Here is a 24,194-nt window from a genome sequence, read left to right on the forward strand (position 1 = left end):
CGTTTGAACAGACCAATCTATAATGAATATAAGGTGTTTAGCAATGAAGATACAATTAAAATATTTATCTTTATGTCTTTTTAGTTTAGCTGCTACAGGTTGTTCGCAGCATGTCATTAAGACCAATTCCAATCAGACGGTAAGTATAGAACAAAAGGCAATTACGGGGTTAAATGCCATCTTTGAAACAGCTAGTTATGATTTTCAGGGCAAATTACGGGTACAGAGCAATTTAGTTGAAGCAATACCAAAAGTAACGGATATTGCTCCTACCACACTTGATCCTGTACTTAAAAAGCAATTAGATCAGTATTTAAAACAGCAAAAAGTCCGTTTAAGTACACAAGAAAAACAAAACTTATATACGGCAATGGCTAAGGAACAAAACTCTGCTTCCTATGCTGCAGGGGCAATCGAAAAATCGAGTCCTTTTAATTTTCTGTTGAATGTATTGAATGATACTGAGTTTAGCTACGATGGCTCGGTGCATTATCGGCAAAAAATTGCTGCTTTGAATGTAGCAGCACGCTATGAAAAACCGACACTTTTGGTGCAAATGAAAGTACCGATGGTGGTCGATTTTAATGAATATAAGTTCTATACCAACTATTTTTCTTTGTTGCCTTATTTGGTGAATAAAGACAGTCAAAATGACTTTGCCTATATCGACTTTTCTAAATACAAAGCCGATTTTGAGCGGATTAAAGTGGCACAATTTGCCGAATACTTAAAAGCCATGAATGCGGTGCCGTATGTATTGGCAGATTCTAAACATATTCAAAAGTTATCTTTAACTGCACAAGACCGTCAGCAAAAAATTAGTGAAAAAATTCGTTTGAACAGTAGTTTGGAAGATATGTTGCTGCAGCTTGCCATGTTTGATCAGGTCAATGCACCGTATTTGCAACAGACTGTATTGGGGCAGGCGACCACAACCGAAGATGCTGCTGAACAAGCTGAAATTACGCAAGATACATCGGCCAAAGAAAGTGTTGAAGACTACTTGAAACACAATGAAACTGCTGAAGATTATGGCATGAGCCAAGAGGCTTTTGTGGCGTATCAAGCCACCCTTGCTTTACGTGATTTGGTCAGTCAGAAATTTTATGCAACTGAAACGACAGTGAGTAATGTGGCAGATTATTCAGCAGATGCCAGTGAAGATGCCATGATCGCAGCTGAACAAGCCGTTGAAGCGGCTGCTGAGCAGGCAGAAGATTCAGCAAGCACCGCAAGTATGCTAAGCGAACAAGACTGTCAGCGTTTGATCGAAACAGCAAAAACAGCCAAAGTTGGAGATTTAACCTACTGTGCTTATGCCTATGAATTAGAAGCATTTAGCCCAAGTCGTGCTGAGCAGGCACAATCGGTTTTAGATGAGCACTTTGCTTCACCGCAAGAAAAGCTAGCTAAAGTTTTTGAACCATACCGTTCGGAACAATTGGTCGATGCCGCCGCTTTTGCAGCTTTGTGGCAAAAACATCAGGCTGAAATTCAGCAGATTATGAACGCTACACCTAAAGATAAAAAAACACCGATTCAAATTGATGTGGCTTTAGATGATCAGGGGCGTGCTGCAAAAATTGATTATGCGTTGCAATTTAAACGCGAAAATTACGGCACAATTCATGTGTATAACGATGTCAGCATTGCGAATTATGGGCAAGCCAGCAAAATTGACCGTAGTGCGCTGCGTCAAGCCAAATCCATTCAAGAGGTCAGCAAAGACTCAATTTTAGAAAAATGGGTGACAAATTTAGGGCGGACTTTGGAGCAGGAAACTGCAGAAAATAAAGATAAGACCACTGTAAAACCTGCCTTAAGTTATGATGAAGAATTGGCGCAGTTGGCGCAAAAAACCTATCAACAAACAGAATCTTTTAGTCAGACTTATCAGACTTTATTTTTAGTGCACATGGCAGCAGAGCAAAGTACGTGGGTAAAAAATCTTAGTCCACAAACCTTGCAGGAAATGGCAGAAGTGTATGCCTATTGGTTCAGTGATGAGCGCTACTATGACCCGAAAGGTGCCGCGCTAAAACGGATTGAAGCTTTACAAGCCAAGCATCATTTAGAAGAAGATGAGCAATTCAATAATGCAATTGGTCGTCGTATCAATAATTTGACTGAAGATGCAGTCGATGAAAATAAAGTCGCACTTGAATGGCGTAAGCTGAAACAGCAATACAAGCAACCACAACAGATATTTGCTCAGCAATATTTAAAAGCCTATGAAGCAGCTTATGATTGGGATGTGCCTGACTTGGAGAATTTAAAGAAAACGGCACACATTTTGGGGCAGACGTATGTTGATCGTCAGCAGGGCAAATTGAGCCAAAATTCAATTCGCACTTTAACTGAAGATCAGGCTGAACAGATTGATTATGAGTTATATATGGATGTGTATGAAGATATGCAGAAATTTGTAAAATAAACCGTGGGTGAAAAATGGGCAATCAGCGTTCAACAAGATTGCCCAGTTTAAATAAAAAAATAGCCCTTTGCTGCTCAAGGGCTATTTTTATTTGGTGATGATTTAGAGGAAATCTTTTAATTCAGGTTTCACGCCATTCCAAATATAAAAAGATTCAATCGCCTGTCCGACCAGCATGCCAAAACCTTCCGATGTCGGTACGCCACGCGCTTTGGCTTGCTGTAAAAAGCTTGAAGGTTTGCCATAAGCCATTTCATAAGCAAAATTAAACTGCAAACACTCAGGCAAGGTGAGGGCATCTCCCGTTAAGCTGGCAGACGTCGCATTAATGGCTAAATCAAATTGACCTGTTAAATCGGTAAGTGCCATGGCTTGTAATTCTGCTTGCGGTACGGCAGCTTGTAGGTCAGCAACCAGTTGTTCAGCACGGGCAAGGGTGCGGTTGGCAATCACAATTTTTTTTGCGCCTGCTTGTACCAACGGATAAATTACCCCGCGGGTTGCACCACCAGCGCCAATAATCAAAATATCACTGTGCTCTAAATTCCAGCCCAAAGCACGAATGGCATCAACCAAACCCTGACCATCGGTATTGTCGCCATGCAAAACACCATCTTGCATCCACAAGGTATTGACTGCTTTGGCAATTTTGGCACGTTCGGTTAATACGCCACATTGGGCAAATGCTTGCTCTTTAAAAGGCACGGTCACATTCATGCCTACACCGCCCTGATTAAAAAAGTCTGCAACACTGTCTCTAAAACCATCAAGAGGGGCAAGGCGTTTGCTGTATTGCAGGTCAATGCCTGTTTTTTCTGCAAAGGCATGATGCAGTTCAGGAGAACGTGATTGTTCAATTGGGTTGCCAATCACGGCAAATTGTTTGCGCATTTGCCAAAATCCATGTGCTGAAATGTGCATCAATATACGTCAAATTCAGCGCGGACTAAAGCCTATGGCGGTATAAAACGGTGGGAGTCTTTGGACTTAAGGATTACAAATCTCTAAAACGGTTTCTAATACCAAAATAGTGGCAATCACGAACATGGCAATGCCCGCTAAAATGCTGCTACTAATGGCTAAGCCATCTGAAAGATGACTTTCAAAAATAAAGGTCATGCAAATTGAGCCAAGTAACATGGCAAAGGTTGCCCAAAATAAAAAGATTTTGTGTTTGAACAGCGGGCTAAACATGCGGATCTCCTGACAGATGTGGCGCAGTGTGACATAAGGCTTTGACAGTTTGATGAATTCGCCTTTGACTCATGGTTTGATGTATGGATAGTTAAATCCTATTTGTGCATGGTCGAATAGGGTGCGCGGTCACATCATCTATTAAAATCCATCCGCACTATCATGACAGTTAATTCATGCTGTGCATATTTATTGATTTGAAAATAAGCAATAAAGTTTGTAAGTAAAAAAGCGATTCGTGGAAGAATCGCTTTTTTGAACCTTGAATGTGATCTTTTTTACACTGCGATGTACGCAAGGTTTCACCAGTCGCGAGCTTTAACTCGTCTTGAGATTTAACCAATCGCGTGGTTTTAAGTAATAGTCGGTGAGTTTTTTCTCTGCGGAATCTTCTGCCCATTCAGGACGGTACGACCATCCCGCCAAGTTTGGTAAGCTGACTAAAATGGACTCAATCCGTCCACCTGTCTGCAAGCCAAATAAAGTGCCACGGTCATAGACCAGATTGTATTCCACATAACGTCCACGACGGTAAAGCTGGAACTCACGTTGTGCTTCGGTATAGGCTTTGTCACGATTACGCTCAAAAATAGGCAGAATTGCAGCCAAATAACCGTTACCCACCGCCTGAATATAGTTGAAACAGGTGTCAAAGTCCCATTGATTCAGATCATCAAAAAATAAACCACCCACGCCACGCTGTTCATCACGGTGCTTTAAATAAAAATAGTCATCACACCATTGTTTATGTTCTGCATAGACTTGATCGCCAAAAGGCGCACATAAGTCATGTGCTGTTTGGTGCCATGCCAACACATCTTCATCATTTGGATAAAATGGTGTCAGGTCAAAACCACCACCAAACCACCAAATTGGCGGTTGTCCTTCAGGTTCAGCGACAAATAAACGCACATTGGCGTGCGAGGTGGGTACATGCGGGTTTTTCGGGTGAATTACCAATGATACACCCATCGCTTGCGCAGGTGCGCCTGCAATATTGGGATGACGCTCAGTTGCAGAAGCAGGCAGTTTGGAAATATTGATATGCGAAAACATCACCCCGCCTTTTTCAATGACTGTACCGTTTTGTAAGACACGGGAACGACCACCGCCACCTTCAGGACGTTGCCAGTCATCAATTTCAAACTGTGCGCTTCCGCCACCTGCCTGTTCTTGTTGTTCTAAAGCCGCACAAATTCGCGCCTGCAAATCGAGAAGAAATTCACGTACACGTTGAATATCCGCGTGAGTAGGATGCGACATGGCCACCTCAGCATAAAAATAAAATGGCTTACATCAAAACATAAAACTGTCTAAAAATTAAGGGGTTTATCCAGTTTGCTGCAAATCGCTCAGGCAATTGCGCAAGGTGCTTTGTATTTCAGCATGTATTCCGAGCAAAAGACTAGGTTGATTTCCATGCCTAAGCTCAGCACAATAGTTTTTACAATCTAAATTTTAGTCAGCAGCAATTAACTGAATGGGGCAGAGTGGATGACACAGCAGGCAAATTCTTTAATTCAAAAATACAATGTGCCTGGACCACGTTATACCAGTTATCCAACCGTACCTTATTGGGATGATGCTACCTTTTCAGCCGAGGCATGGCAGCAGACGCTGAAGCGTTCTTTTGATGAATCTAATGCCAGCGAAGGCATTAGTCTGTATATTCATTTGCCATTTTGCGAAAGTCTATGCACTTTTTGTGGCTGTCATAAACGTGTCACCAAACGCCATGAAGTTGAACAGCCATACATTCAGGCGTTATTAAAAGAGTGGGACTTATATTGCCAATTGCTCGAAAGCACTCCCATCATTAAAGAAATTCACTTGGGCGGTGGCACACCAACTTTCTTTTCTGTCGAACATTTGACGCAGCTCATTCAAGGCATTCTGGCAAAAGCCAAAGTGGCAGAACAGCACGAATTTAGTTTTGAAGGTCATCCCAATAACACCACCCGCGAACATTTACAGGCCTTATATGACTTGGGTTTTCGTCGGGTCAGTTATGGCGTGCAGGATTATAATGAAAAAGTGCAGCGCGCCATTCATCGGATGCAGCCTTTTGAGCATGTGCAACGTGTGACCGAGTGGGCGCGTGAAATTGGCTATGATTCTATTTCACATGATTTGGTTTTTGGTTTGCCCTTTCAAAATCTAGACGATGTACTGAATACCATTGAGCAGACCCAACGTTTAATGCCAGACCGTTTGGCATTTTACAGTTATGCGCATGTGCCATGGATTAAAGGCAATGGGCAGCGTGGTTTTAAAGATGAAGATGTACCTAAAGATGAATTAAAACGTCAGTGCTATGAAGAAGGCAAACAGCGTCTTTTGGCCTATGGTTATCATGAAATTGGGATGGATCACTTTGCCTTAGAACGTGATGGTATGTATCAGTCGTTTAAAAATGGTACCTTGCACCGTAATTTTATGGGCTATACCGCATCTAAAACGCAGCTTATGATTGGCTTGGGTGTTTCATCTATTAGCGACAGTTGGTATAGCTTTGCGCAAAATGAAAAAAGCATTGAAGATTATTATGCCCGTTTAGCCTGCAATGAAATTCCTGTGTTTAAAGGGCATGTGCTGGATCGGGAAGATTTGGTAATACGTCAGCATATTTTAAATTTAATGTGCAGCTTTGAAACGTCGTGGGCCAGTCCAGAATTGGCATTTCCTGAAATTGAGCAAGTGCTGCAACAGTTACAGGAAATGCAGGAAGATGAATTACTGCTCATTCAAGATCAGCACATTCAGATTTTGGAAAAAGGTAAACCTTTTGTGCGCAATATTTGTATGGCCTTTGATTTGCGTTTAAAACGTCGCATGCCAAATAACCGTATTTTTTCGATGACGATTTAAGTAAGTTGAGTAGAAATTATTTAATTCAAAAATTAAAAGGTGACTCAGAAGTCACCTTTATCATACATGTGCGCCATGCGTTCGTGTTTGGTTTGCAAATATTCTTCATTGAATGGATTTAGACCCACAGTTAAAGGCACACGGTCTACCACCGTAATCCCTTGTTCCTGTAATGCTTGAATTTTCAAAGGGTTGTTGGTGATTAAGCGCACAGCTTTAACCTGCAAATGATCTAGCATAATGCTGCACATATCATAGCGACGTGCATCGGCAGGTAAATTCAGCATTAAATTGGCATCCACCGTGTCATGTCCTTGATCTTGCAGGGCATAAGCACGAATTTTATTGGTCAAGCCAATCCCGCGACCTTCTTGGCGTAAATACAAAATCACACCTTGTCCTGCATCATTAATCAGGCGTTGAGTGGCTTGAAGCTGTGGGCCACAGTCGCATTTTAAAGACGCGAAAGCATCGCCAGTTAAACATTCTGAGTGAATCCGTACCAGAACAGGCTGGGTTGGCGCAGTGTCCAAACCTTTGGATAATGCCACGTGTTCTTCGCCAGTTTCAGGATCTTGAAATACCGTAATGTTGAATTCACCAAATGCGGTCGGTAATCGTGAGGTTGCGACAAACTTAATCGGCACTGTTTAACTCGTGAAATAGTCGATAAATTGTTTAAAGTATAGCGTAATGCTCAGACATTAGTAGAATAGCGAACACGAATTTATACAGAAGATTTTCTTTTTTGTATAAAGCGCACGATAATGGTTGATAAATAGTTAGATTATTCAGGATAATCTACCCACCCAACGTGTGCCCAACTGAAATCACTGCTCAAAACTACATCGCTAGAAATGTGGCTGATTGAAGGTAATACCATTCGGTTATATGATCGAGTAATTCCCATTGACCTCGCTTAGGATTTGCCAGGCTTTAGAAGGCTTTGCCACATATGCTGTATACAGAAATTCCAACTCAACGCCCTGTAACACCATTGCTCGATGAGATTGACCATCCGCAGCAATTACGTTTACTCGCGCAAAGCCAGCTTCCACAGGTGGCAGATGAGTTACGTCAATTCATTTTGTATGCCGCAGGTCAAAGTGGAGGACACTTTGGCGCAAACTTAGGCGTGATCGAACTGACCGTTGCGCTGCATTATTGCTTTAATACCCCACACGATCGCTTAATTTGGGATGTCGGTCATCAGGCTTATCCGCATAAAGCCCTAACAGGACGCCGCGAGCAACTCACCACCATTCGCGCCAAAGATGGTTTGGCTGCATTCCCTGCGCGTGAAGAATCTATTTTTGATACCTTTGGTGTTGGTCACTCCTCAACAGCAATTTCTGCAGGATTGGGGATGGCGTTGGCACGACGTTATCAACAAAACCCGTGTGAAGTTGTTGCCATTATTGGCGATGGTGCCATGACGGCAGGTATGGCTTTTGAAGCCATGAATGATGCCGTGGCTCACCAAGCCGATATGATGGTGGTGCTGAATGACAACGATATGTCAATTTCATGCAGCACAGGCGGCTTTGCTAAACATCTTGCTGCTATTTGGGAACGTGGTGAATCGGTTTATGTCAGTGAAACTGGCGAAGCTTACGTGCAGCCACATCCGAAATGGACGTATAACTCGCGTTTACACTGTGCTGCCACTGAAGCTGCAGACAATTTATTTAAAGCGATTGGGTTTGATTATTTCGGCCCTTTCGATGGACATGATGTTGAACAACTCACACACGTATTCAATGCGCTGAAAAAACGTAAAGGCCCACGTTTAATTCACGTTTATACCAAAAAAGGCAAAGGCTTTGCGCCTGCAGAAGCCGATCAAATTAAATATCACGCCATTGGTAAAATTCATGCCAAAGCTGCACCAGTTACCGCACCTAAATATTCTGATGTATTTGGGCAGTGGTTATGTGATCAGGCAGAACAAGATTCGCGTTTATTGGCAATTACGCCAGCCATGTGCGAAGGTTCGGGCATGGTGCAATTTGCCAAACAATTTCCTGAACGCTATTTTGACGTCGCGATTGCCGAACAGCATGCCGTGACTTTGGCTGCGGGCATGGCCTGCGAAGGTTTAAAGCCTGTGGTGGCGATTTACTCTACATTCTTGCAGCGCGGTTATGACCAACTGATTCATGATGTCGCTTTGCAAAACTTAGATGTCACTTTTGGCATCGATCGTGCAGGTTTGGTGGGTGAAGATGGTCCAACCCATGCAGGTGCTTACGACTACGCCTATATGCGTACCGTACCGAATATCGTGATTATGGCGCCAAAAGACGAAAATGAATGTCGTCAAATGCTGCACACCGCTTATTTATATAACGGTCCTGCAGCAGTGCGTTATCCACGCGGGCATGGTTTGGGTGTCGAAATTCAGCAGCAAATGACAGCAATTCCATTAGGACAAGCTGAAATTGTGGCGCAGTTCAATCCACAATATGATGACTATATTTCAGTGCTGGCTTTTGGTAGCCGTGTGCAAGCGGCAGTTGAGGCGGCAGAAGCATTTGCTCAGCAGCATGATGTCGCAGTACGTGTGGTGAATATGCGTTTTGTGAAGCCATTGGATGAAAAACTGTTAGCTGAGATTGCAGACAGCACTGCATTATTCGTCACTGTAGAAGAGCATGCGATTATGGGTGGTGCAGGCAGTGCCGTGAGTGAATACTTGGCGAAGGTCCAGATTGTCAAACCGATTATTCATTTAGGTTTAGAAGATAGCTTTATGCAACAAGCGACACATGGTCAAATGCTGCAACAGGCAGGTTTAGATGCACAAGGCATTGAAAAATCAATGCAAAATGCTTGGCAAAAACTGCATCAATCTATATTGAATTAATTTTTAGCAACACTTCTTCCCCAAAAGCCTCAATATTTGCTAAAATATTGGGGCTTTCATGCATTATTCTTTATCAAACTCTTCAAATTTGTAGTGGGTGTTCAATGGAACCTATGGTGGTGATGGCTGCGCGTGCGGCTCAAACAGTTGGTCAAGAGCTTTTAAAAGCGCATCAGAATCGTCATAAACTCGATCTACAAGTCGAAGAAAAAGGCATTGATGGTCCTGTAACGCGCGTAGATCGTTACCTCGAGCAATTGACCATTGATACATTACGCAAAAGTTATAAAAATCACAGCTTCTTGGGCGAAGAATTTGGCATGCAGGAAGGCAAAGGTCACGATGCCGACTGGTGTTGGGTGATTGATCCTTTAGATGGCACGCTAAACTTTGTTCACGGTTTCCCTCATTTCTGTATTTCGATTGCAGTGCAACACAAAGGTGTGACACAGCACGGTGTTATTTACGATCCTGTAAAAGATGAGTTGTTCTCTGCGAGCCGTGGCCGTGGTGCGATGATGAATCAACGTCGTATTCGTGTAAATGTAAAAGACAGTTTAGACAACACCTTCTTGGCAGTGGGTCATGCTTATCGTGCTAAGCGCGATGGCGAAATTGTTTCTTATGCCAAAAACCATTTTGAAAGTTTATTGAATGTGACAGAAGCAGGCGCTCAATACCGCCGTGCAGGTTCTGCTGCATTAGACTTGGCTTATGTGGCTGCAGGTCGTTTAGATGGTTATTTTGAACTTGGCTTAAAACCGTGGGATATTGCTGCGGGTGAGTTAATTGTGAAAGAAGCGGGCGGTACTGTGGTCGATGCACGTGGTGGCAGCGACTCTATGGAAAATGGGCAAGTTTTGGCATGTTCAATGAAAATGTTAAAACCACTTATGAAAGCGGTTGTGCCTGCTTGGGGCGAAGCAGCGAAATAATCAGCTGATCATATTTATACTTAAATAAGACACTTAGCAAAGCTCTCATCCTGAGGGCTTTTCTTTTACCTAACGGTCTAAAACTGCTGGTTTTAAATCTGTTGTTATCGTCCATATACTAGCCATAAAAGCAGAATCTATCACTGTTTACACAAAAAACAGCAAAAGTCGATTAAATAAGGTGACTTTTAAAATAATCCTGCTATAATCCGCGCACGCACTTAATTTCTGTTCATTACCTGAACATTTCTCTTCTAATCATTGTGTATGCGCGTGCGGTCCAAAGAGAGGACGATATCTCGCGCCCCAATCGCTAAAGCGATTCCTTCAGGTTAAGCCGTAATCATGCGTGCGTTATATCACATCGTCGTTACTCGGATCGCCGCTGAATCTTAAATTGTCAGCGATAATTGCTGTACCGCTTTTTGCCGATGTCCATCTGACTTTATTTAATGGAGCACCCATTTTCAGGGTGAAAATCTCTATGAGCAAAACTTTTGCTGATTTTTCTTTACATGAATCTTTACAACAAGCTTTAGAAGGCTTGAACTTTACTACGCCGACTCCTGTTCAAGAACAATCGATCCCAGCGGCACTTGAAGGTAAAGACTTATTGGTATCTAGCCAAACAGGTTCTGGTAAAACTGCTGCATTTTTACTCCCAACTTTAAACGCGCTTGCTAATCAAGATACTTTCGTACCATTTAAAGAGCGTATGAAAGCTATTACTCAGCCGTCAATTTTAGTGCTTTGCCCAACACGTGAATTGGCTCAACAAGTTAGCCAAGACGCGATTGCATTTGTACGTCACATGAAAGGTGTACGTATTGCAGCAATCATGGGTGGTATGCCTTTTGGTAAGCAAATCCAACAATTAAAAGGTGCGCAAGTGGTTGTAGCGACTCCAGGTCGTTTACTTGACTTGGTGAACCGTCGTCAAATCAAACTTGATAAAGTTGATGCCTTAATTGTAGACGAAGCTGACCGTATGCTCGATTTAGGCTTCTCTGAAGACCTAGAAGCGATTAGCGATTTAGCTGCTAACCGTAAGCAAACCTTGATGTTCTCTGCAACTTTTGCCAGCCGTATTATCACACTTGCAGAACGCATGATGAATGAGCCTGTACGTATTGCGATTGAAACAGGTCACTCAACGAACATGGACATCACCCAGACTTTACACTGGACTGATGGTTTCGAGCACAAGAAAAAATTATTGTCACACTGGTTATCTGATGAAGGTGTAGATCAAGCGGTTGTATTCGCATCTACTCAAGAAGATACCGATATGTTGGCTGAAGAATTGGCTGAAGCGGGTCACTCGGTTGTTGCGCTACATGGTGCAATGCCACAAACCGTTCGTAACCGTCGTTTACGCAGCATTCGTGAAGGCCGTGCAAAAATCTTGGTTGCAACAGACGTTGCAGCACGTGGTTTAGACGTACCAACTATTTCTCACGTGATTAACTTCGGTTTACCAATGAAAAATGAAGACTATGTACACCGTATTGGTCGTACAGGTCGTGCGGGCCGTACTGGTAACGCGATTACTTTGGCAACTTACCGTGAGCGTGGCAAAATCCGTGCGTTGGAAGATTTCTTAGATGCTCGTTTAAGCGTTTCAGAAATTGAAGGCTTAGAGCCATCTCCACCTCCAGCACGTTCTGGTCGTGACGGTGGTCGTGGTCGTCGTGATGGCGGTCGCGGTGGTCGTGGCGGTTTTGGTGGCGGTCGTCGTTTTGAAGGCGAAAGCAACTTTAAACGTCGTGAAGGCGGTGATGAACGTCCACGTCGCAGCTTTGATGACAAACCACGTGGTGAACGTCCTGCATTTGGTGAAGATCGTCCGCGTCGTGAGTTCAACTCAGACCGTCCACGCCGTGAAGGTGGTTTCGGTGACCGTCCACAACGTTCATTTGAAGATCGTCCGCGTCGCGAGTTCAACTCAGACCGTCCGCGCCGTGAAGGTGGTTTCGGTGATCGTCCACAGCGTTCATTTGATGACCGTCCACGTCGTGAATTTAATTCAGACCGTCCGCGTCGCGAAGGTGGCTTCAACGATAAGCCGCGTTTTGATGCGAATGATGACAACCGTGGCAACCGCGTAGACTACAAACCACGTCGTGAAGGTAGCTTCGGTGATCGTCCTGCACGTCGTGAAGGTGGTTTTGGTGACCGTCAACCACGTTCGTTTGATGATCGTCCTAAGCGTTCTTTTGGTGGCGAAGATCGTCCACGTCGCGAGTTCAATTCAGATCGTCCACGCCGTGAAGGTGGTTTTGATCGCCCACGTCGTAAATTTAACGACTAAAACCGCGATAGTCATTTGTATAAAGAAAAACCAGTGCTCAGCACTGGTTTTTTTATGTTAAATATTTTTGCTTTAGATAAATAAAATGTATAATAGGTCACGTTTTTAACTCTATTTGCTAATTATGAACATCAATAGCTTACGATTGCTCATGCAGACGAGAGAGGGAATGATGCCGTATATTGGTTTAGCACTCATCTTATGCAATTTAATGTATTATATTATTTCTTCTTACTTTTAAATTGTTGCTGTCCTAAAAGTGATTTAAATAACAATAATAAGACTGCTTGAACAATACGTGCACAGTTTTTAAAAATTTGCTAGATAACATTTTGCGCTTCAATCCTTTATAGTATGCGTGCTGAAAAAATGCAGGAAGACCCTCAGCTATGAATAATCCAATGCCTCAACATGAGCCGTCATTGATTGAAGTCAATGAACTGAGCTTTAAACGAGGGAAACGTGTCATTTTCGAAAATGTCAGTTTAAAGATTCGCCGTGGTCAAATTACTGCCATTATGGGACCTTCAGGTACTGGTAAAACCACGTTATTACGTTTGATTGGTGGTCAGTTGACTCCCGATCATGGTGATATTTTTCTGGATGGAAAAAATCTTGCGCAAATGTCGCGTCAGGAGTTATTTGCTGCGCGCGCACGTATGGGCATGTTATTCCAAAGCGGTGCGTTATTTACCGATATGAGCGTATATGAAAACGTCGCGTTTCCATTGCGTGCACATACCCAGTTGCCTGAACATTTAATTGCAGAATTGGTGGCTTTAAAACTTGAAGCAGTCGGTTTGCGTGGTACAGAACAACTTATGCCTGCAGAACTCTCAGGCGGGATGAACCGTCGTGTGGCATTGGCACGTGCGATTGCGTTAGACCCTGAATTGATCATGTACGATGAGCCGTTTGCAGGGCAAGACCCGATTGTAAAAGGTGTGTTGACCCGTTTAATCCGTTCCTTGCGTGAAGCGTTGGATTTAACCACCATCATCGTCTCGCATGATGTTGGTGAAACTTTATCAATTGCCGACTACATTTATATTATCGCGGAAGGCGTGATTCAGGGCGAAGGTACACCTACAGAATTAAAACAGCATGAATCGGCATTTGTACGTCAGTTCTTAACAGGCGCTGCCGAAGGGCCAGTCGATTATCAATTTAGCCATCGGGCTTATTTAAGTGATGAGGTGCGTTCATGAATGCTATTGCCGCATTAGGTCAACGCGTCATTGAGCGTGTTCGTGGCATTGGTGTCGCCACCCAAATGTTGTTGCAAATTCTATTTTCCATGCCAACCCTGCTTGGGGTGAAGCTGTTCCTGTACCAAATGTACCGTGTTGGCGTGATGTCGTTATTGATTATTGCGGTGTCGGGTTTATTTATTGGTTTGGTCTTGGGCTTACAAGGCTACTCCATTTTGGTCAATATCGGTTCAGAAGCCATGTTAGGCACCATGGTGTCTTTGACTTTATTGCGTGAGTTGGCGCCTGTCGTGGCTGCACTGTTATTTGCAGGACGTGCAGGCTCTGCCTTAACAGCAGAAATTGGTCTGATGAAAGCCACAGAACAATTGGCCAGTATGGAAATGATTGGGGTAGACCCACTCAAGCGTATTGTGTCACCACGTTTATGGGCAGGAATTGTCAGCCTGCCAATGCTCTCCATTATTTTTGCTGCGATTGGCATTATGGGCGGCAAAATGGTTGGGGTCGATTTTCTAGGTGTCGATGAAGGCTCTTTCTGGGGCGGTATGCAAAGCAGCGTGCAGTTCTATAAAGATATTTTTAACGGCACAATTATTAAAAGTTTTGTTTTTGCATTAATTTGTACTTGGATTGCAGTATATCAAGGCTATGCCTGTGTCCCAACATCGGAAGGCATTGCGACGTCAACCACACGAACCGTGGTGTATTCTTCATTATGTGTTTTAGGTTTTGATTTTGTGTTGACTGCGGTCATGTTCGGAGGTGTTTAATGAAATCACGTACAAGTGAGCTGGCCGTAGGTGTATTTGTCATTTTGACAGGCATTGCATTATTTTTCTTGGCCATGAAAGTCAGTGGATTGGTGGGTACCAATTTGCGCGACAGTTACAATATGACCGCAACTTTTGACAACGTGAATGGTTTAAAACCACGCGCCAAAGTCACTATGAGCGGTGTCACCATTGGTCGCGTCAATGATATTACCCTAGACCCTGTATCGCGTTTGGCTACAGTTGAATTTGAACTGGATGGCAAGTTGACCAGTTTTAATCCTGAACAACTAAAAACAGTGCAAAATTATGCGCTTGAAGAATTGCGTTACAGTGCAGAATACCAAGAAGCAAGCCCTCAGCAACAAAAAGAAATGGAACAACAACTGTTGGGTAACATGAAATCCATCACCAGTATTGATGAGGATGCTTACATAATGGTAGCAACCAATGGTTTATTGGGTGAGAAATATCTCAAAGTGGTTCCAGGTGGTGGTTTGAACTTTGTGAAGCGTGGCGAAAGTATTGCCAACACGCAAGGCACCATGGATTTAGAAGATTTAATCAGTAAGTTTATTACTGGCGGTGCAGCGAAAACATCCAACGCAGCGTCAGACGCAGATAAAGACACAGCGACAGCTGAAACAACAGATGCAGAAGTGTCATTTGTTGAGTAATGAAGGAGATTGTCCGTGAAAACACTTTTAAAGCAAACTCTGGCGGTAAGTGTACTTTCAACCATGTTGGCAGGAACTGCATTCGCTGCACCTGCAGAAGCGCCACCAGCTTTTGTGAAAAAAGTTGCCGATAGCTTGATTGCACGTTTAAAAGCAGATCATGCTAAATTGCAGAACAATCCAGCATTGGTCAAAACGATTGTGCGTCAAAACCTTGATCCGTATGTAGATGCGCAAGCATTTACCCGTATTGTGATGGGTACTTATGCGACGAACCAATACAGTTCAGCAGCACAGCGCGCGCAGTTTGAGAAAAACTTCCGTGAAACCTTAATTGAGAACTATGGCACAGCGTTTGCGAAATTTAGCAACCAAAGCTACACCATGCGTCCTTATAAGGCGACCAACAGCAAGAACCCAGTGGTGACCATTGATTTCTTGCATAATGGTGAAAAAATTCCTGTGTCATTCCAGTTGGCAGACAAAGGCAGCCAATGGAAAATCCGTAACATTAACGTGTCGGGTATTGATTTAGGTTTGCAATTCCGTAACCAGTTTGCAGCGAACGTGAAGCGTAATGGTGGCAATATTGATAAAGCCATTGCAACCTTTAAGCCAGATGCAGAAGCTGCGGTTGAAAAGAAAAAATAGGTTAGGTGTGGCGTGATTGAATTATCAAATCAGGAATTATGTGTTTCTGGAAAAATAGATTTCAGTAATGCAGAGCAATATTACCAAAAAGGTCTGCAGTTGATTCGTAAGCAGCAGTTGCCTTTGGTGGTTAATTTGGCGCAGCTAGAACACGGGAGTACTTTAGCTTTGGCCGTTTTGGTGCAATGGTTGCGTCAGACGCCTGAAGCCAAGGGCTTACAGTTTAAAGCGGTTCCTGAAAAAATGATGAAGATCATTCAAGCCTGTCATTTGCAAGATGATTTGCAGCTAATCGTCTAAAACTGAAAAAACCATCAAAAAAGCACCTTCTTGTAAGGTGCTTTTTTATTGCGTTTAGTTTCCCGCTTTATTCGTAAGCATCCGGTGAAGCTTATTTGAGTCAGGCAGGCTTCCACTTATGCGGTAGTAATTCTTCAACCTGGATTATTTTCTGTGTCGGCAGTCTTTTCAACACATCACTTAAATAGGCATAAGGGTCCAGTCCATTCAGTTTTGCTGACTGGATTAAGGTGCTGCAATTGAGGCTAGACTGATTATTGCGGTGGTTAAAGATATTAATGAAAAGACAGTTGCAAGATGGTCATTGATCAGCAATGTACCAACCGAGATTACCGCAGTGGAATTGATGACTTGGTATTACTGGCGTTGGTCAATCGAATGTTATTTCAAACTTCTCAAGCAAGCAGGCCATGATATTGAGTCATGGCTTCAGACTACGCCAGAAGGGATTTTAAGGCGTTTGCTGATCAGTTGCATGGCTTGTGTGTTGACGTGGAGAGTGCAGCGTTGTACAGATGAACAAAATCAGAAAGTCCGTGCATTTCTGACTAGGCTCTCAGGTAGACAACAGAAAAGAGGCAAGATAGAGAGTGCGCCTGCCATATTGGCAGGACTCTCGATTTTACTAAATACTCTTCAACTGCTCTCAGAATATTCAATAGATGAACTGAATGAAATCGCAACCATTGCACTAGGTACCTAAAGATGTGTAGATACCTATGCCTAAAAAGCATAGGTATCTACACAATTTCCATGTTTTGCGTTAAATTGAAGAGCATGCTCTTCAATTTTAACATCTCTCGCTTAGATCAGCGCCTTGTCAAACGTTACAACAACCTTGTTCAGTTCAATATGAATCCTCTTGCTTCACTTGCCCCTGCAATCAAAGATATTGCCTCTGCTCAAAAAAATAGTTTCGCAACGACGCAAGCTGTATGGCGGTTTTTAAATAATGATAAAATTTCATTTAAACAATTAAATGAACCTATTCAACAGCTTGCTTGTGATCAGATTAAGACATCGCCGCATCGCTATGCTTTAGTTATTCATGATTGGTCACAAATCCAATATGTGACACATCGTAATAGAACTCAAAAACTCCAAAGGACACATCAGTACGACTCAGGCTATGAATTACAAACGAGCTTACTTGTTGATGCTGCTTCTGGACTTCCTGTTGCTCCATTAGCTCAAACCCTTTCTAGTGCTTCAGGTTGCTATTCGACATTTAATGAGCAACAGACCGAACGTAAAACTCATTTAGACTCCCTTTCTGAACAAATACAAAAAGTTGAACAGTTTCCTCTTGAGAAAACCTGCGTACATATTATTGATCGTGAAGGAGATTCCATTGCTCATCTCAGGGAATTAAGCAGTCATGGTTTTCAATGGCTTATTCGAGCAAAGGAAGGCAATCGGATTGAGCATCAGGGTGAAATATGTAAAGTTGGAGAAGTTGCTGAACGTATCGAAATACAGCAAGTGAAACCCATTTCTTACAAGGGTAATCAACATATGCTTTATGTTGGAGAAACCAATGTTCGGCTTACCCGTGCTGCAAAATCAAATAAAAAAGATTCTTTAGGTCAAAGAGTTGCTCCTCAGAAAGGTGCTGCAATTGAGGCTAGACTGATTATTGCGGTGGTTAAAGATATTAATGATAAGACAGTTGCAAGATGGTCATTGATCAGCAATGTATCAACCGAGATTACCGCAGTGGAATTGACAACTTGGTATTACTGGCGTTGGTCAATCGAATGTTATTTCAAACTTCTCAAGCAAGCAGGTCATGATATTGAGTCATGGCTTCAGACTACCCCAGAAGCGATTTTAAGGCGTTTGCTGATCAATTGTATGGCTTGTGTGTTGACGTGGAGAGTGCAGCGTTGTACAGATGAGCAAAATCAGAAAGTCCGTGCATTTTTGACTAGGCTTTCAGGTAGACAGCAGAAAAGAGGCAAGATAGAGAGTGCGCCTGCCATATTGGCAGGACTCTCGATTTTACTAAATACTCTTCAACTGCTCTCAGAATATTCAATAGATGAACTGAATGAAATCGCAACCATTGCACTAGGTACCTAAAGATGTGTAGATACCTATGCCTAAAAAGAGAGGGAATAAAAGGCATCAAATCCATTTTTTCCATCTAAAGTAAATTAATGGGCCAATAAAGAAGCCAATTAAAATAATACTGACCACAATAAAACTGGTGGTGCCCTTGGCAAAAGGTAACACATCGGTGTTCATACCATAAACACTGGCAACCAACATCGGTGGCGCTAACATACTCGGTAAAATCGAGAATCGACGAATCGTGTCGTTCTGTTCGGTGTTAATGAAACCTGAAGTGGTATCGAGCAAGAAGCGCACTTTCTGGAATAAGAAGGCATCGTGTTCGACCAGTGAGCGTACATCTTCACTGAGTTCTCGAATGTCGGCATCGTAAATATGACTGCCCAACGCACGTGGACGTGCCAAAAAGGTCAGGACACGACGTAAATCAATCAAACACAGTTGTGCTTTTCCAAGCATGTCTTCTAATTGTGCCAGTCGGGTAATCATGTCATCGAGGTCTAAAATTTGCTCACGATGGCGGTTATTCAGAACTTCTGTGGAATACTTTTCCAAGTCCTTGTGGATATCTTCCAAGATATCCGCAAGCTCGTCTAACTTAGCCTCTAGCAAGCCTAGTAAGACCCAAGTCGGGTCTTTGTAGTCAATTTCGTAGTCATTGCGTCGTGCTCGTGCCCGAAAAGCACGAAAAGCCACTAATTTTTCACCGCGTAGGGTAAACAGGTGCTCTTTGTGCAGAATAAAGGCAACCGTTTGTACCGTGGCTAAAATACTGGAATTGTCTTCAGTTTCGCCATCGACCTGATAGTTTTTATTTTTAGTTAAAAAATAGGTACTAATGTGTAAAATACCGTCATCATCGCGGTAGAATCGCGCCGAAGATGAAATGTCTTCCAAAGACTTTAATGTGGGTAAATTTTGTGAGTATGCGTCCAGTACCCATTGCTGTTCTTCTTGTGAAGGGGCAATCAGGTCAATCCAGACCAGATCTGGATGCAAATCAAAACCACCGTTAATGGTGGCATCTTCCAGACTACCGCGCTCTGTGGCATAAAAGGCTTCAAGCATTCGTCTTTTCTCCTTGCGCAGTATGGGTTTTGTGGATGGGTGTATTTTAGACAAGGATCTTACTAAATACACTGCTCAGAATGCTATTTTATTTAAAAATCTCCCTGAAGTTTAATTTTATGGCATGACAGCCAGATAACATGGTGAAAAAATGATGTCGTCAATTGCTATTTTCTGTGGTTCTGCCCCAGGAAAAGATTCAGTTTTTGTTGAAAATGCACGAAAAGTGGGTGAAACATTGGCTGCACAAGGCAAAACTTTAATTTATGGCGGTGGACGCTCAGGCTTAATGGGTGTGGTGGCAGATAGTACTTTGGCCGCAGGTGGGCGTGCAATTGGTGTCATGCCTGAAAGTTTGGCAGAGCATGAATTGGCGCATCCGCATTTGACCGAATTACACATCGTAGAAAACATGCATGCCCGCAAAATAAAAATGTCAGAATTGGCCGAGGGCTTTATTGCTTTGCCGGGTGGTTCTGGAACTTTAGAAGAAATTTTTGAGCAATGGACGTGGGCACAATTAGGAATTCACTCAAAACCCTGTGCCTTTTTTAATGTAGCTGGCTTTTATGATGATTTGCTGAAGTTTTTAAGACAGACCTCTGAAAAAGGTTTTACTCAGCCACGTTTTTGTGAGGCATTGATTGTATCGAATTGTATTGACAATATTTTGCAGCAATTTGAACAATACCGTGTTCCTGAAATGAAATGGGAAGTGCCTGAGCTAGAGTGGGTGCAGCAGGAACTGGCGAAATAAAATGGCTGAGATCAACAACATCATTACCGTTGCAGCTGCAATTATTTTAAATGTCAAACAGCAGTTATTGGTGGTGCGTAAACAGCATACCGCGTGTTTTATGCAGGTCGGTGGCAAATTAGAACCCAATGAAGCGCCTGAAACGACCATGTTGCGAGAAATTGCCGAAGAAATTGGCTGTCAGGCGCAAATTCAACAATTTATTGGACGCTATGAAACAGCAACGGCCAATGAGCCCGACTGCCGTTTGGTCAGTTATGTGTATTGGGTTCAGCTGGATCAAGCACCACAAATTGCTGCTGAAATTGCCGAAATGAAGTGGGTAGATTTGGATGATCAAGATACTTTGTTGGCACCGCTGACCCGTGAAGTGGTGATGCCGTGGTTAAAACAATATTTACAACAAAATTAAGAGCAGTTGATCACTCTTCTATATTTCAAGTGCAATTTTTTAATGCGCTAAGCATATTCGCCTGAATAGTTTTGTTTTTTATTCAGCACTGGCTAGACAGACTGCTTCGACTTTTTGACAGCCGAGCTTGAGTAACTGCTGTTTGAGTGCATGAATTGAACTGCCCGTCGTGACCACATCATCCACAATTAAAACCCGACGATAACGGATTTTAGGCGCAGTCTGAATTTGAAATTGCTGTTGGATGTCTTCCAATCGTTCTAAGCGACTTAAGCCTTTTTGCGCATGTTGTTGCAAGCGGGTCACAGGTTGCCAAATCGGGACATTTAAATGTTGTGCCAGTCCTTTTGCCAACAATAAAGATTGATTGTAGCCGCGTTCAGTCAAGCGGGCAGTGGAAATTGGCATCGGTACAATGGCTTGAATTTTAGGATAAGACAGTTGTTTTAGCGCGCCTACTAAAAGCAGTTGGTAATGTAACTGCTGTTCATATTTAAATTGTTGAATGATGCGATTAATTGGATAGTGATAATCAAAAGTGACTTGAATCTGCATTTCTTGTCGTTGTACCGCTTGGCTACGCCACGGCAATTGTTGCCAACAGGTTTGACAGACCGAATGTTGCCATTGCGTGTCGCTATGGCAGAGCTGACACGGTTGCAGTTGGCGCAGCCATTGTATGCCGCATTGTAGTAGATTGATCGGCTGAGTCATCTTAGGACTGCAATCCGTTTAAACATAGGCATAACGTGGTGCCTCAGGCAGCCAGCGTTTTAGCAAAGCTTCGGCATGTGTAGGATAATCGTTTAAAATTTGCTGTGCCACATGATGCGCCTGTGCCAGCAAATGATCATCCCGTTCTAATTTAGCCACCCGAAAGCCCATATCTCCCGTTTGTTTGGTTCCCAAGAGTTCACCTGGGCCGCGCAGTTCTAAATCTTTTTCTGCAATCACAAAACCATCGTTGGTTTCCCGCATAATCCGCAAGCGTTCTTGTCCATTTTGCGAAAGTGGATTTTTATACAACAGGGCACAAAAACTGGCTTTGGCACCCCGTCCGACTCGTCCACGTAGCTGATGTAGCTGTGAAAGTCCTAAACGCTCGGCATTTTCGATCACCATAATTGAAGCATTCGGTACATCGACCCCGACCTCAATTACTGTGGTGGCAATCAGCAACTGTAATTGATTGTCTTTAAATTGCTGCATGACGGCTTGTTTTTCATCGGCTTTCATTTTGCCGTGTACCAGCCCAATATTCAGTTCAGGAAAGCGTTCTTTAATTTCAGCAAAAGTCGCCTCGGCAGCTTGCGCATCTAAGGTTTCCGACTGTTCCACCAAGGTACAGACCCAATAGGCTTGTTTGCCTTCGGCACAATTGCTGGCAATGCGTTGTAAGACTTCTTCACGCCGATCTAGCGGAATAGTCACCGTTTGAATAGGTGTACGTCCTGGCGGTAGTTCATCAATCACCGAAGTGTCCAAATCGCCATAGGCGGACATGGCTAAAGTTCGCGGAATAGGCGTTGCAGTCATCACCAATTGATGCGGTGTAGTGTGATTGGCACCTTTATTGCGCAAAGCCAGACGTTGATCGACCCCAAAACGGTGTTGTTCATCAATAATCACCAAACCTAATTTGGCAAATTGCACATTGTCCTGAAATAACGCATGTGTCCCAACCACCAAATTGGCGCTACCATCTTGAATGCTCAGTTCAGCCGCTGCGCGTGCTTTGCCTTTTTGTTTGCCAGACAACCACGCCACTGTTAAGCCCAACGGCTCAAACCATTTTTGAAAGTTCAGATAATGTTGTTCTGCCAAAATTTCAGTGGGTGCCATCAGCGCGACTTGCCAGCCTTCTTCTAGGGCATGACAGGCTGCGACTGCAGCGACCAAGGTTTTACCTGCACCTACATCACCTTGTACCAAGCGCAGCATGGGTTTATTACCCTGCAAATCCTGCATGATTTCTTGCGAAACCCGTTGCTGTGCGCCTGTCATTTGAAAAGGCATGTTGCCGAGTAACGCAGGCGCTAGTTTTTGACTTGGGGAAAATGCAGGTGAGGAAATTTGCTGAATATAAGCCCGTCGGGTTAGCAAGCTGACTTGATGCGCCACCAACTCTTCAAAAATCAAGCGTTGCTGTGCAGGGTGAGAGCCTTGTGCCAATTGCAGCATATTGGCATTTAAAGGTGGATGGTGAATATAATCTAGCGCCTGTTTGAGTGCATAACCATTGGTCATTTTTTCAGGCAAGAGTTCAGGCAAATCATCACTATGCTGTGCCAAAGCTTGTTTGACATATTCACGTAATTTGGCTTGGGTCAGCCCATCGGTGCTTGGGTAAATAGCGGTCAGTTGGGTTTTAGGCAGTGGAGTATGTTCAGTAATGAGTTGTAATTCGGGATGATACATTTCCAGACCACGCGCTCCAACCCGTACTTCGCCAAATACTCTTAAACGATTGCCGAGTTTGGCACGATCTGTAATGCCTTTATAAATATGATAAAAACGTAAGGTGATTTTGCCAAATTCATCTTCTAAATTGACCGCCATTGACTTGCGTTTACCCGGTGGAAAATCGACCCCTTTAACCACACCTTCGAGTAAATAGCTGCGTCCCACGTTTAATTGGTTCATGGGAATGATCGTGCTACGATCTTCATAGTCACGCGGTAGATGAAACAGCAAATCATCTGTGGTGAAAATATTTAGTTTTTCGAGTAATGCAGCAGAGGCAGAGCCTACCCCTTGCAACTGATGGACTGCAGCCATGTCCCCTCAACTTCAAATGCTATGATTAGGTGCTGAATGCATATTCTATTTATTGGTTATGGTAAAACATCGCAGCGTGTTGCAAAACAACTATTTACGCTCGGTCATCAAATTACCACAATTAGCCGCAGTCCGAAAACAGATCCTGATATGACGCATCTGCTTCAGGATATTCAACAGCTCGATTTATCACAGATTCAACCTGTTGATGCCGTTTATGTATTACTTGCACCATCTCGAGATACGGCTTTAAGTTCTATCGAAGCGTATCAACAGACTTATGTAGATTCTGTGCAGCCGATAGTCGCTGCGTTAAAAGATCATCCTGTAAAACGAATTATTGTGGTGTCATCGACACGGGTTTATGGTGAAAACGCAGGTGAATGTATTGATGATGATACTGTGCCTAAGCCGAATGATGTACAAGGGCAGTTGTTGTTGCAGATGGAACACTTGTGGCAACAGGCTTATCCTGAACAATGTGTGATCGTACGTCCTTCGGGTATTTATGGCACTTCGACTGCACGCATGCTCAAACTTGCGGAAAGCACACAAAGTTACCCGAATATACATTGGTCAAATCGGATTCATATTGATGATTTGGCAGGTTTTTTGGCACATTTACTTCACGTGGAACATCCTGAAAAATCATATATCTGCAGCAATAATCAGCCACTGCCTTTGCATGAAATCATTTTAAAACTTCAGCGCGCATGTGCTTTAGCTGAGTTGGTGCTGGAAAGTGAGCAGGAAACGGGGAAAAGGATTTTTGCTACGCGGATGGAAAAAACTGGATTTCAGTTAGAACATGTAGATTGCTTTGAGGATTATGCAAAGTTATTCGCTGAGATAGAATAATAAAAATTCCTTCTCTTGCGCCATATAG

The 24,194-nt window shown here is 43.2% G+C and carries 21 protein-coding genes and 2 pseudogenes; 15 read left to right on the top strand and 8 right to left on the bottom strand.

All coding sequences use genetic code 11. The features are described from left to right. Window positions 1-43 precede the first annotated feature (43 nt). The gene (locus HYG89_RS06975) at window positions 44-2,434 is read left to right on the top strand and encodes a hypothetical protein (RefSeq protein ID WP_178866827.1); all 2,391 of its coding nucleotides are present in this window, start codon (window positions 44-46) and stop codon (window positions 2,432-2,434) included. A gap of 102 nt (window positions 2,435-2,536) precedes the next feature. Here the strand turns inward: HYG89_RS06975 and aroE are convergent, their stop codons facing one another. The 3 genes from aroE to hemF form a co-directional block, all read right to left on the bottom strand. Then, the gene (gene aroE, locus HYG89_RS06980) at window positions 2,537-3,325 is read right to left on the bottom strand and encodes a shikimate dehydrogenase (protein ID WP_178866828.1); all 789 of its coding nucleotides are present in this window, start codon (window positions 3,323-3,325) and stop codon (window positions 2,537-2,539) included. 96 nt (window positions 3,326-3,421) lie between these two features. Continuing rightward, entirely contained in the window at window positions 3,422-3,628 is a 207-nt protein-coding gene (locus HYG89_RS06985) for a hypothetical protein (protein ID WP_004974627.1), read from the bottom strand. Between the two features lie 318 nt (window positions 3,629-3,946). Continuing rightward, window positions 3,947-4,891 (bottom strand): oxygen-dependent coproporphyrinogen oxidase, encoded by a 945-nt coding sequence (gene hemF / locus HYG89_RS06990; RefSeq protein ID WP_131260599.1) that lies wholly within the window; start codon window positions 4,889-4,891, stop codon window positions 3,947-3,949. Window positions 4,892-5,122: 231 nt separating this feature from the next. On the opposite strand from hemF, the gene hemN reads away from it, so the two are divergent. Further along, window positions 5,123-6,496 (top strand): oxygen-independent coproporphyrinogen III oxidase, encoded by a 1,374-nt coding sequence (gene hemN, locus HYG89_RS06995; protein ID WP_096901232.1) that lies wholly within the window; start codon window positions 5,123-5,125, stop codon window positions 6,494-6,496. 44 nt (window positions 6,497-6,540) lie between these two features. Here hemN and ribA read toward each other — a convergent pair whose 3' ends face one another. Then, complete coding sequence (gene ribA / locus HYG89_RS07000; RefSeq protein ID WP_004974633.1) at window positions 6,541-7,143, bottom strand: GTP cyclohydrolase II; 603 nt, start codon at window positions 7,141-7,143, stop codon at window positions 6,541-6,543. Between the two features lie 308 nt (window positions 7,144-7,451). Here ribA and dxs point away from each other — a divergent pair, with 308 nt between their 5' ends. The 8 genes from dxs to HYG89_RS07040 all read left to right on the top strand — a co-directional run bounded on the left by dxs (window position 7,452) and on the right by HYG89_RS07040 (window position 16,220). Then, window positions 7,452-9,362 carry a 1-deoxy-D-xylulose-5-phosphate synthase gene (dxs, locus tag HYG89_RS07005; protein ID WP_178866829.1) on the top strand — a complete coding sequence of 637 codons (1,911 nt, stop codon included), beginning with the start codon at window positions 7,452-7,454 and terminating at the stop codon, window positions 9,360-9,362. A 104-nt stretch (window positions 9,363-9,466) separates the two neighbouring features. Next, on the top strand, window positions 9,467-10,297 hold the full coding sequence (locus HYG89_RS07010; RefSeq protein ID WP_019836885.1) for an inositol monophosphatase family protein: 831 nt from the start codon (window positions 9,467-9,469) through the stop codon (window positions 10,295-10,297). A 484-nt stretch (window positions 10,298-10,781) separates the two neighbouring features. Next, window positions 10,782-12,608: a DEAD/DEAH box helicase gene (locus tag HYG89_RS07015; RefSeq protein ID WP_178866830.1), complete on the top strand. Its 1,827-nt coding sequence runs from the start codon at window positions 10,782-10,784 to the stop codon at window positions 12,606-12,608. 389 nt (window positions 12,609-12,997) lie between these two features. After that, on the top strand, window positions 12,998-13,816 hold the full coding sequence (locus HYG89_RS07020; RefSeq protein ID WP_178866831.1) for an ABC transporter ATP-binding protein: 819 nt from the start codon (window positions 12,998-13,000) through the stop codon (window positions 13,814-13,816). Continuing rightward, window positions 13,813-14,592: a lipid asymmetry maintenance ABC transporter permease subunit MlaE gene (gene mlaE, locus HYG89_RS07025; RefSeq protein WP_004974646.1), complete on the top strand. Its 780-nt coding sequence runs from the start codon at window positions 13,813-13,815 to the stop codon at window positions 14,590-14,592. The genes HYG89_RS07020 and mlaE overlap by 4 nt, the downstream gene beginning before the upstream one ends. Next, window positions 14,592-15,269, top strand: a complete 678-nt coding sequence (locus tag HYG89_RS07030; protein ID WP_131260598.1) for an outer membrane lipid asymmetry maintenance protein MlaD — start codon at window positions 14,592-14,594, stop codon at window positions 15,267-15,269. Before mlaE ends, HYG89_RS07030 begins: the two co-directional genes overlap by 1 nt. A gap of 15 nt (window positions 15,270-15,284) precedes the next feature. Beyond that, window positions 15,285-15,920: a phospholipid-binding protein MlaC gene (locus HYG89_RS07035; protein WP_004974651.1), complete on the top strand. Its 636-nt coding sequence runs from the start codon at window positions 15,285-15,287 to the stop codon at window positions 15,918-15,920. A 12-nt stretch (window positions 15,921-15,932) separates the two neighbouring features. Beyond that, a complete protein-coding gene (locus HYG89_RS07040) occupies window positions 15,933-16,220 on the top strand; it encodes a lipid asymmetry maintenance protein MlaB (protein ID WP_178866832.1) in 288 nt (95 codons plus the stop codon). A 100-nt stretch (window positions 16,221-16,320) separates the two neighbouring features. Here the strand turns inward: HYG89_RS07040 and HYG89_RS07045 are convergent. After that, window positions 16,321-16,461: pseudogene (locus tag HYG89_RS07045) on the bottom strand (transposase domain-containing protein); the annotation flags it as partial. On the opposite strand from HYG89_RS07045, the pseudogene HYG89_RS07050 reads away from it, so the two are divergent. Then, a pseudogene (locus HYG89_RS07050) lies at window positions 16,450-16,923 on the top strand (transposase); the annotation flags it as partial. The pseudogenes HYG89_RS07045 and HYG89_RS07050 overlap by 12 nt on opposite strands. A gap of 149 nt (window positions 16,924-17,072) precedes the next feature. Continuing rightward, entirely contained in the window at window positions 17,073-18,302 is a 1,230-nt protein-coding gene (locus tag HYG89_RS07055; RefSeq protein ID WP_178866834.1) for a transposase, read from the top strand. Window positions 18,303-18,347: 45 nt separating this feature from the next. Here the strand turns inward: HYG89_RS07055 and HYG89_RS07060 are convergent, their stop codons facing one another. Beyond that, a complete protein-coding gene (locus HYG89_RS07060) occupies window positions 18,348-19,361 on the bottom strand; it encodes a CorA family divalent cation transporter (protein WP_096901036.1) in 1,014 nt (337 codons plus the stop codon). Window positions 19,362-19,515: 154 nt separating this feature from the next. Between HYG89_RS07060 and HYG89_RS07065 the strand changes: the two genes are divergently transcribed. Both HYG89_RS07065 and HYG89_RS07070 read left to right on the top strand, forming a co-directional pair. Beyond that, window positions 19,516-20,118 carry a TIGR00730 family Rossman fold protein gene (locus HYG89_RS07065; RefSeq protein WP_026438479.1) on the top strand — a complete coding sequence of 201 codons (603 nt, stop codon included), beginning with the start codon at window positions 19,516-19,518 and terminating at the stop codon, window positions 20,116-20,118. Window position 20,119: 1 nt separating this feature from the next. Further along, window positions 20,120-20,530: an NUDIX domain-containing protein gene (locus HYG89_RS07070; RefSeq protein WP_178866837.1), complete on the top strand. Its 411-nt coding sequence runs from the start codon at window positions 20,120-20,122 to the stop codon at window positions 20,528-20,530. Window positions 20,531-20,608: 78 nt separating this feature from the next. On the opposite strand, the gene HYG89_RS07075 is transcribed toward HYG89_RS07070, so the two are convergent. Together HYG89_RS07075 and recG are read right to left on the bottom strand one after the other, a co-directional pair. Next, the gene (locus HYG89_RS07075; protein ID WP_178866839.1) at window positions 20,609-21,244 is read right to left on the bottom strand and encodes a ComF family protein; all 636 of its coding nucleotides are present in this window, start codon (window positions 21,242-21,244) and stop codon (window positions 20,609-20,611) included. Between the two features lie 18 nt (window positions 21,245-21,262). Then, window positions 21,263-23,308 carry an ATP-dependent DNA helicase RecG gene (gene recG / locus HYG89_RS07080; RefSeq protein WP_178866841.1) on the bottom strand — a complete coding sequence of 682 codons (2,046 nt, stop codon included), beginning with the start codon at window positions 23,306-23,308 and terminating at the stop codon, window positions 21,263-21,265. 36 nt (window positions 23,309-23,344) lie between these two features. Between recG and HYG89_RS07085 the strand changes: the two genes are divergently transcribed. Further along, on the top strand, window positions 23,345-24,166 hold the full coding sequence (locus HYG89_RS07085) for an NAD-dependent epimerase/dehydratase family protein (protein ID WP_178866843.1): 822 nt from the start codon (window positions 23,345-23,347) through the stop codon (window positions 24,164-24,166). Window positions 24,167-24,194: the final 28 nt, after the last annotated feature.

Source organism: Acinetobacter sp. SwsAc5, from assembly GCF_013391485.1.
GTDB lineage: Bacteria > Pseudomonadota > Gammaproteobacteria > Pseudomonadales > Moraxellaceae > Acinetobacter > Acinetobacter towneri.

Bases quoted from the DNA above. Each gene is read 5' to 3' on its own strand.
- HYG89_RS06975 (WP_178866827.1), top strand. From the start codon at position 44: ATGAAGATACAATTAAAATATTTATCTTTATGTCTTTTTAGTTTAGCT.
- aroE (WP_178866828.1), bottom strand. From the start codon at position 3,325: ATGCGCAAACAATTTGCCGTGATTGGCAACCCAATTGAACAATCACGT.
- HYG89_RS06985 (WP_004974627.1), bottom strand. From the start codon at position 3,628: ATGTTTAGCCCGCTGTTCAAACACAAAATCTTTTTATTTTGGGCAACC.
- hemF (WP_131260599.1), bottom strand. From the start codon at position 4,891: ATGTCGCATCCTACTCACGCGGATATTCAACGTGTACGTGAATTTCTT.
- hemN (WP_096901232.1), top strand. From the start codon at position 5,123: ATGACACAGCAGGCAAATTCTTTAATTCAAAAATACAATGTGCCTGGA.
- dxs (WP_178866829.1), top strand. From the start codon at position 7,452: ATGCTGTATACAGAAATTCCAACTCAACGCCCTGTAACACCATTGCTC.
- HYG89_RS07010 (WP_019836885.1), top strand. From the start codon at position 9,467: ATGGAACCTATGGTGGTGATGGCTGCGCGTGCGGCTCAAACAGTTGGT.
- HYG89_RS07015 (WP_178866830.1), top strand. From the start codon at position 10,782: ATGAGCAAAACTTTTGCTGATTTTTCTTTACATGAATCTTTACAACAA.
- HYG89_RS07020 (WP_178866831.1), top strand. From the start codon at position 12,998: ATGAATAATCCAATGCCTCAACATGAGCCGTCATTGATTGAAGTCAAT.
- mlaE (WP_004974646.1), top strand. From the start codon at position 13,813: ATGAATGCTATTGCCGCATTAGGTCAACGCGTCATTGAGCGTGTTCGT.
- HYG89_RS07030 (WP_131260598.1), top strand. From the start codon at position 14,592: ATGAAATCACGTACAAGTGAGCTGGCCGTAGGTGTATTTGTCATTTTG.
- HYG89_RS07055 (WP_178866834.1), top strand. From the start codon at position 17,073: ATGAATCCTCTTGCTTCACTTGCCCCTGCAATCAAAGATATTGCCTCT.
- HYG89_RS07060 (WP_096901036.1), bottom strand. From the start codon at position 19,361: ATGCTTGAAGCCTTTTATGCCACAGAGCGCGGTAGTCTGGAAGATGCC.
- HYG89_RS07065 (WP_026438479.1), top strand. From the start codon at position 19,516: ATGTCGTCAATTGCTATTTTCTGTGGTTCTGCCCCAGGAAAAGATTCA.
- HYG89_RS07070 (WP_178866837.1), top strand. From the start codon at position 20,120: ATGGCTGAGATCAACAACATCATTACCGTTGCAGCTGCAATTATTTTA.
- HYG89_RS07075 (WP_178866839.1), bottom strand. From the start codon at position 21,244: ATGACTCAGCCGATCAATCTACTACAATGCGGCATACAATGGCTGCGC.
- recG (WP_178866841.1), bottom strand. From the start codon at position 23,308: ATGGCTGCAGTCCATCAGTTGCAAGGGGTAGGCTCTGCCTCTGCTGCA.
- HYG89_RS07085 (WP_178866843.1), top strand. From the start codon at position 23,345: ATGCATATTCTATTTATTGGTTATGGTAAAACATCGCAGCGTGTTGCA.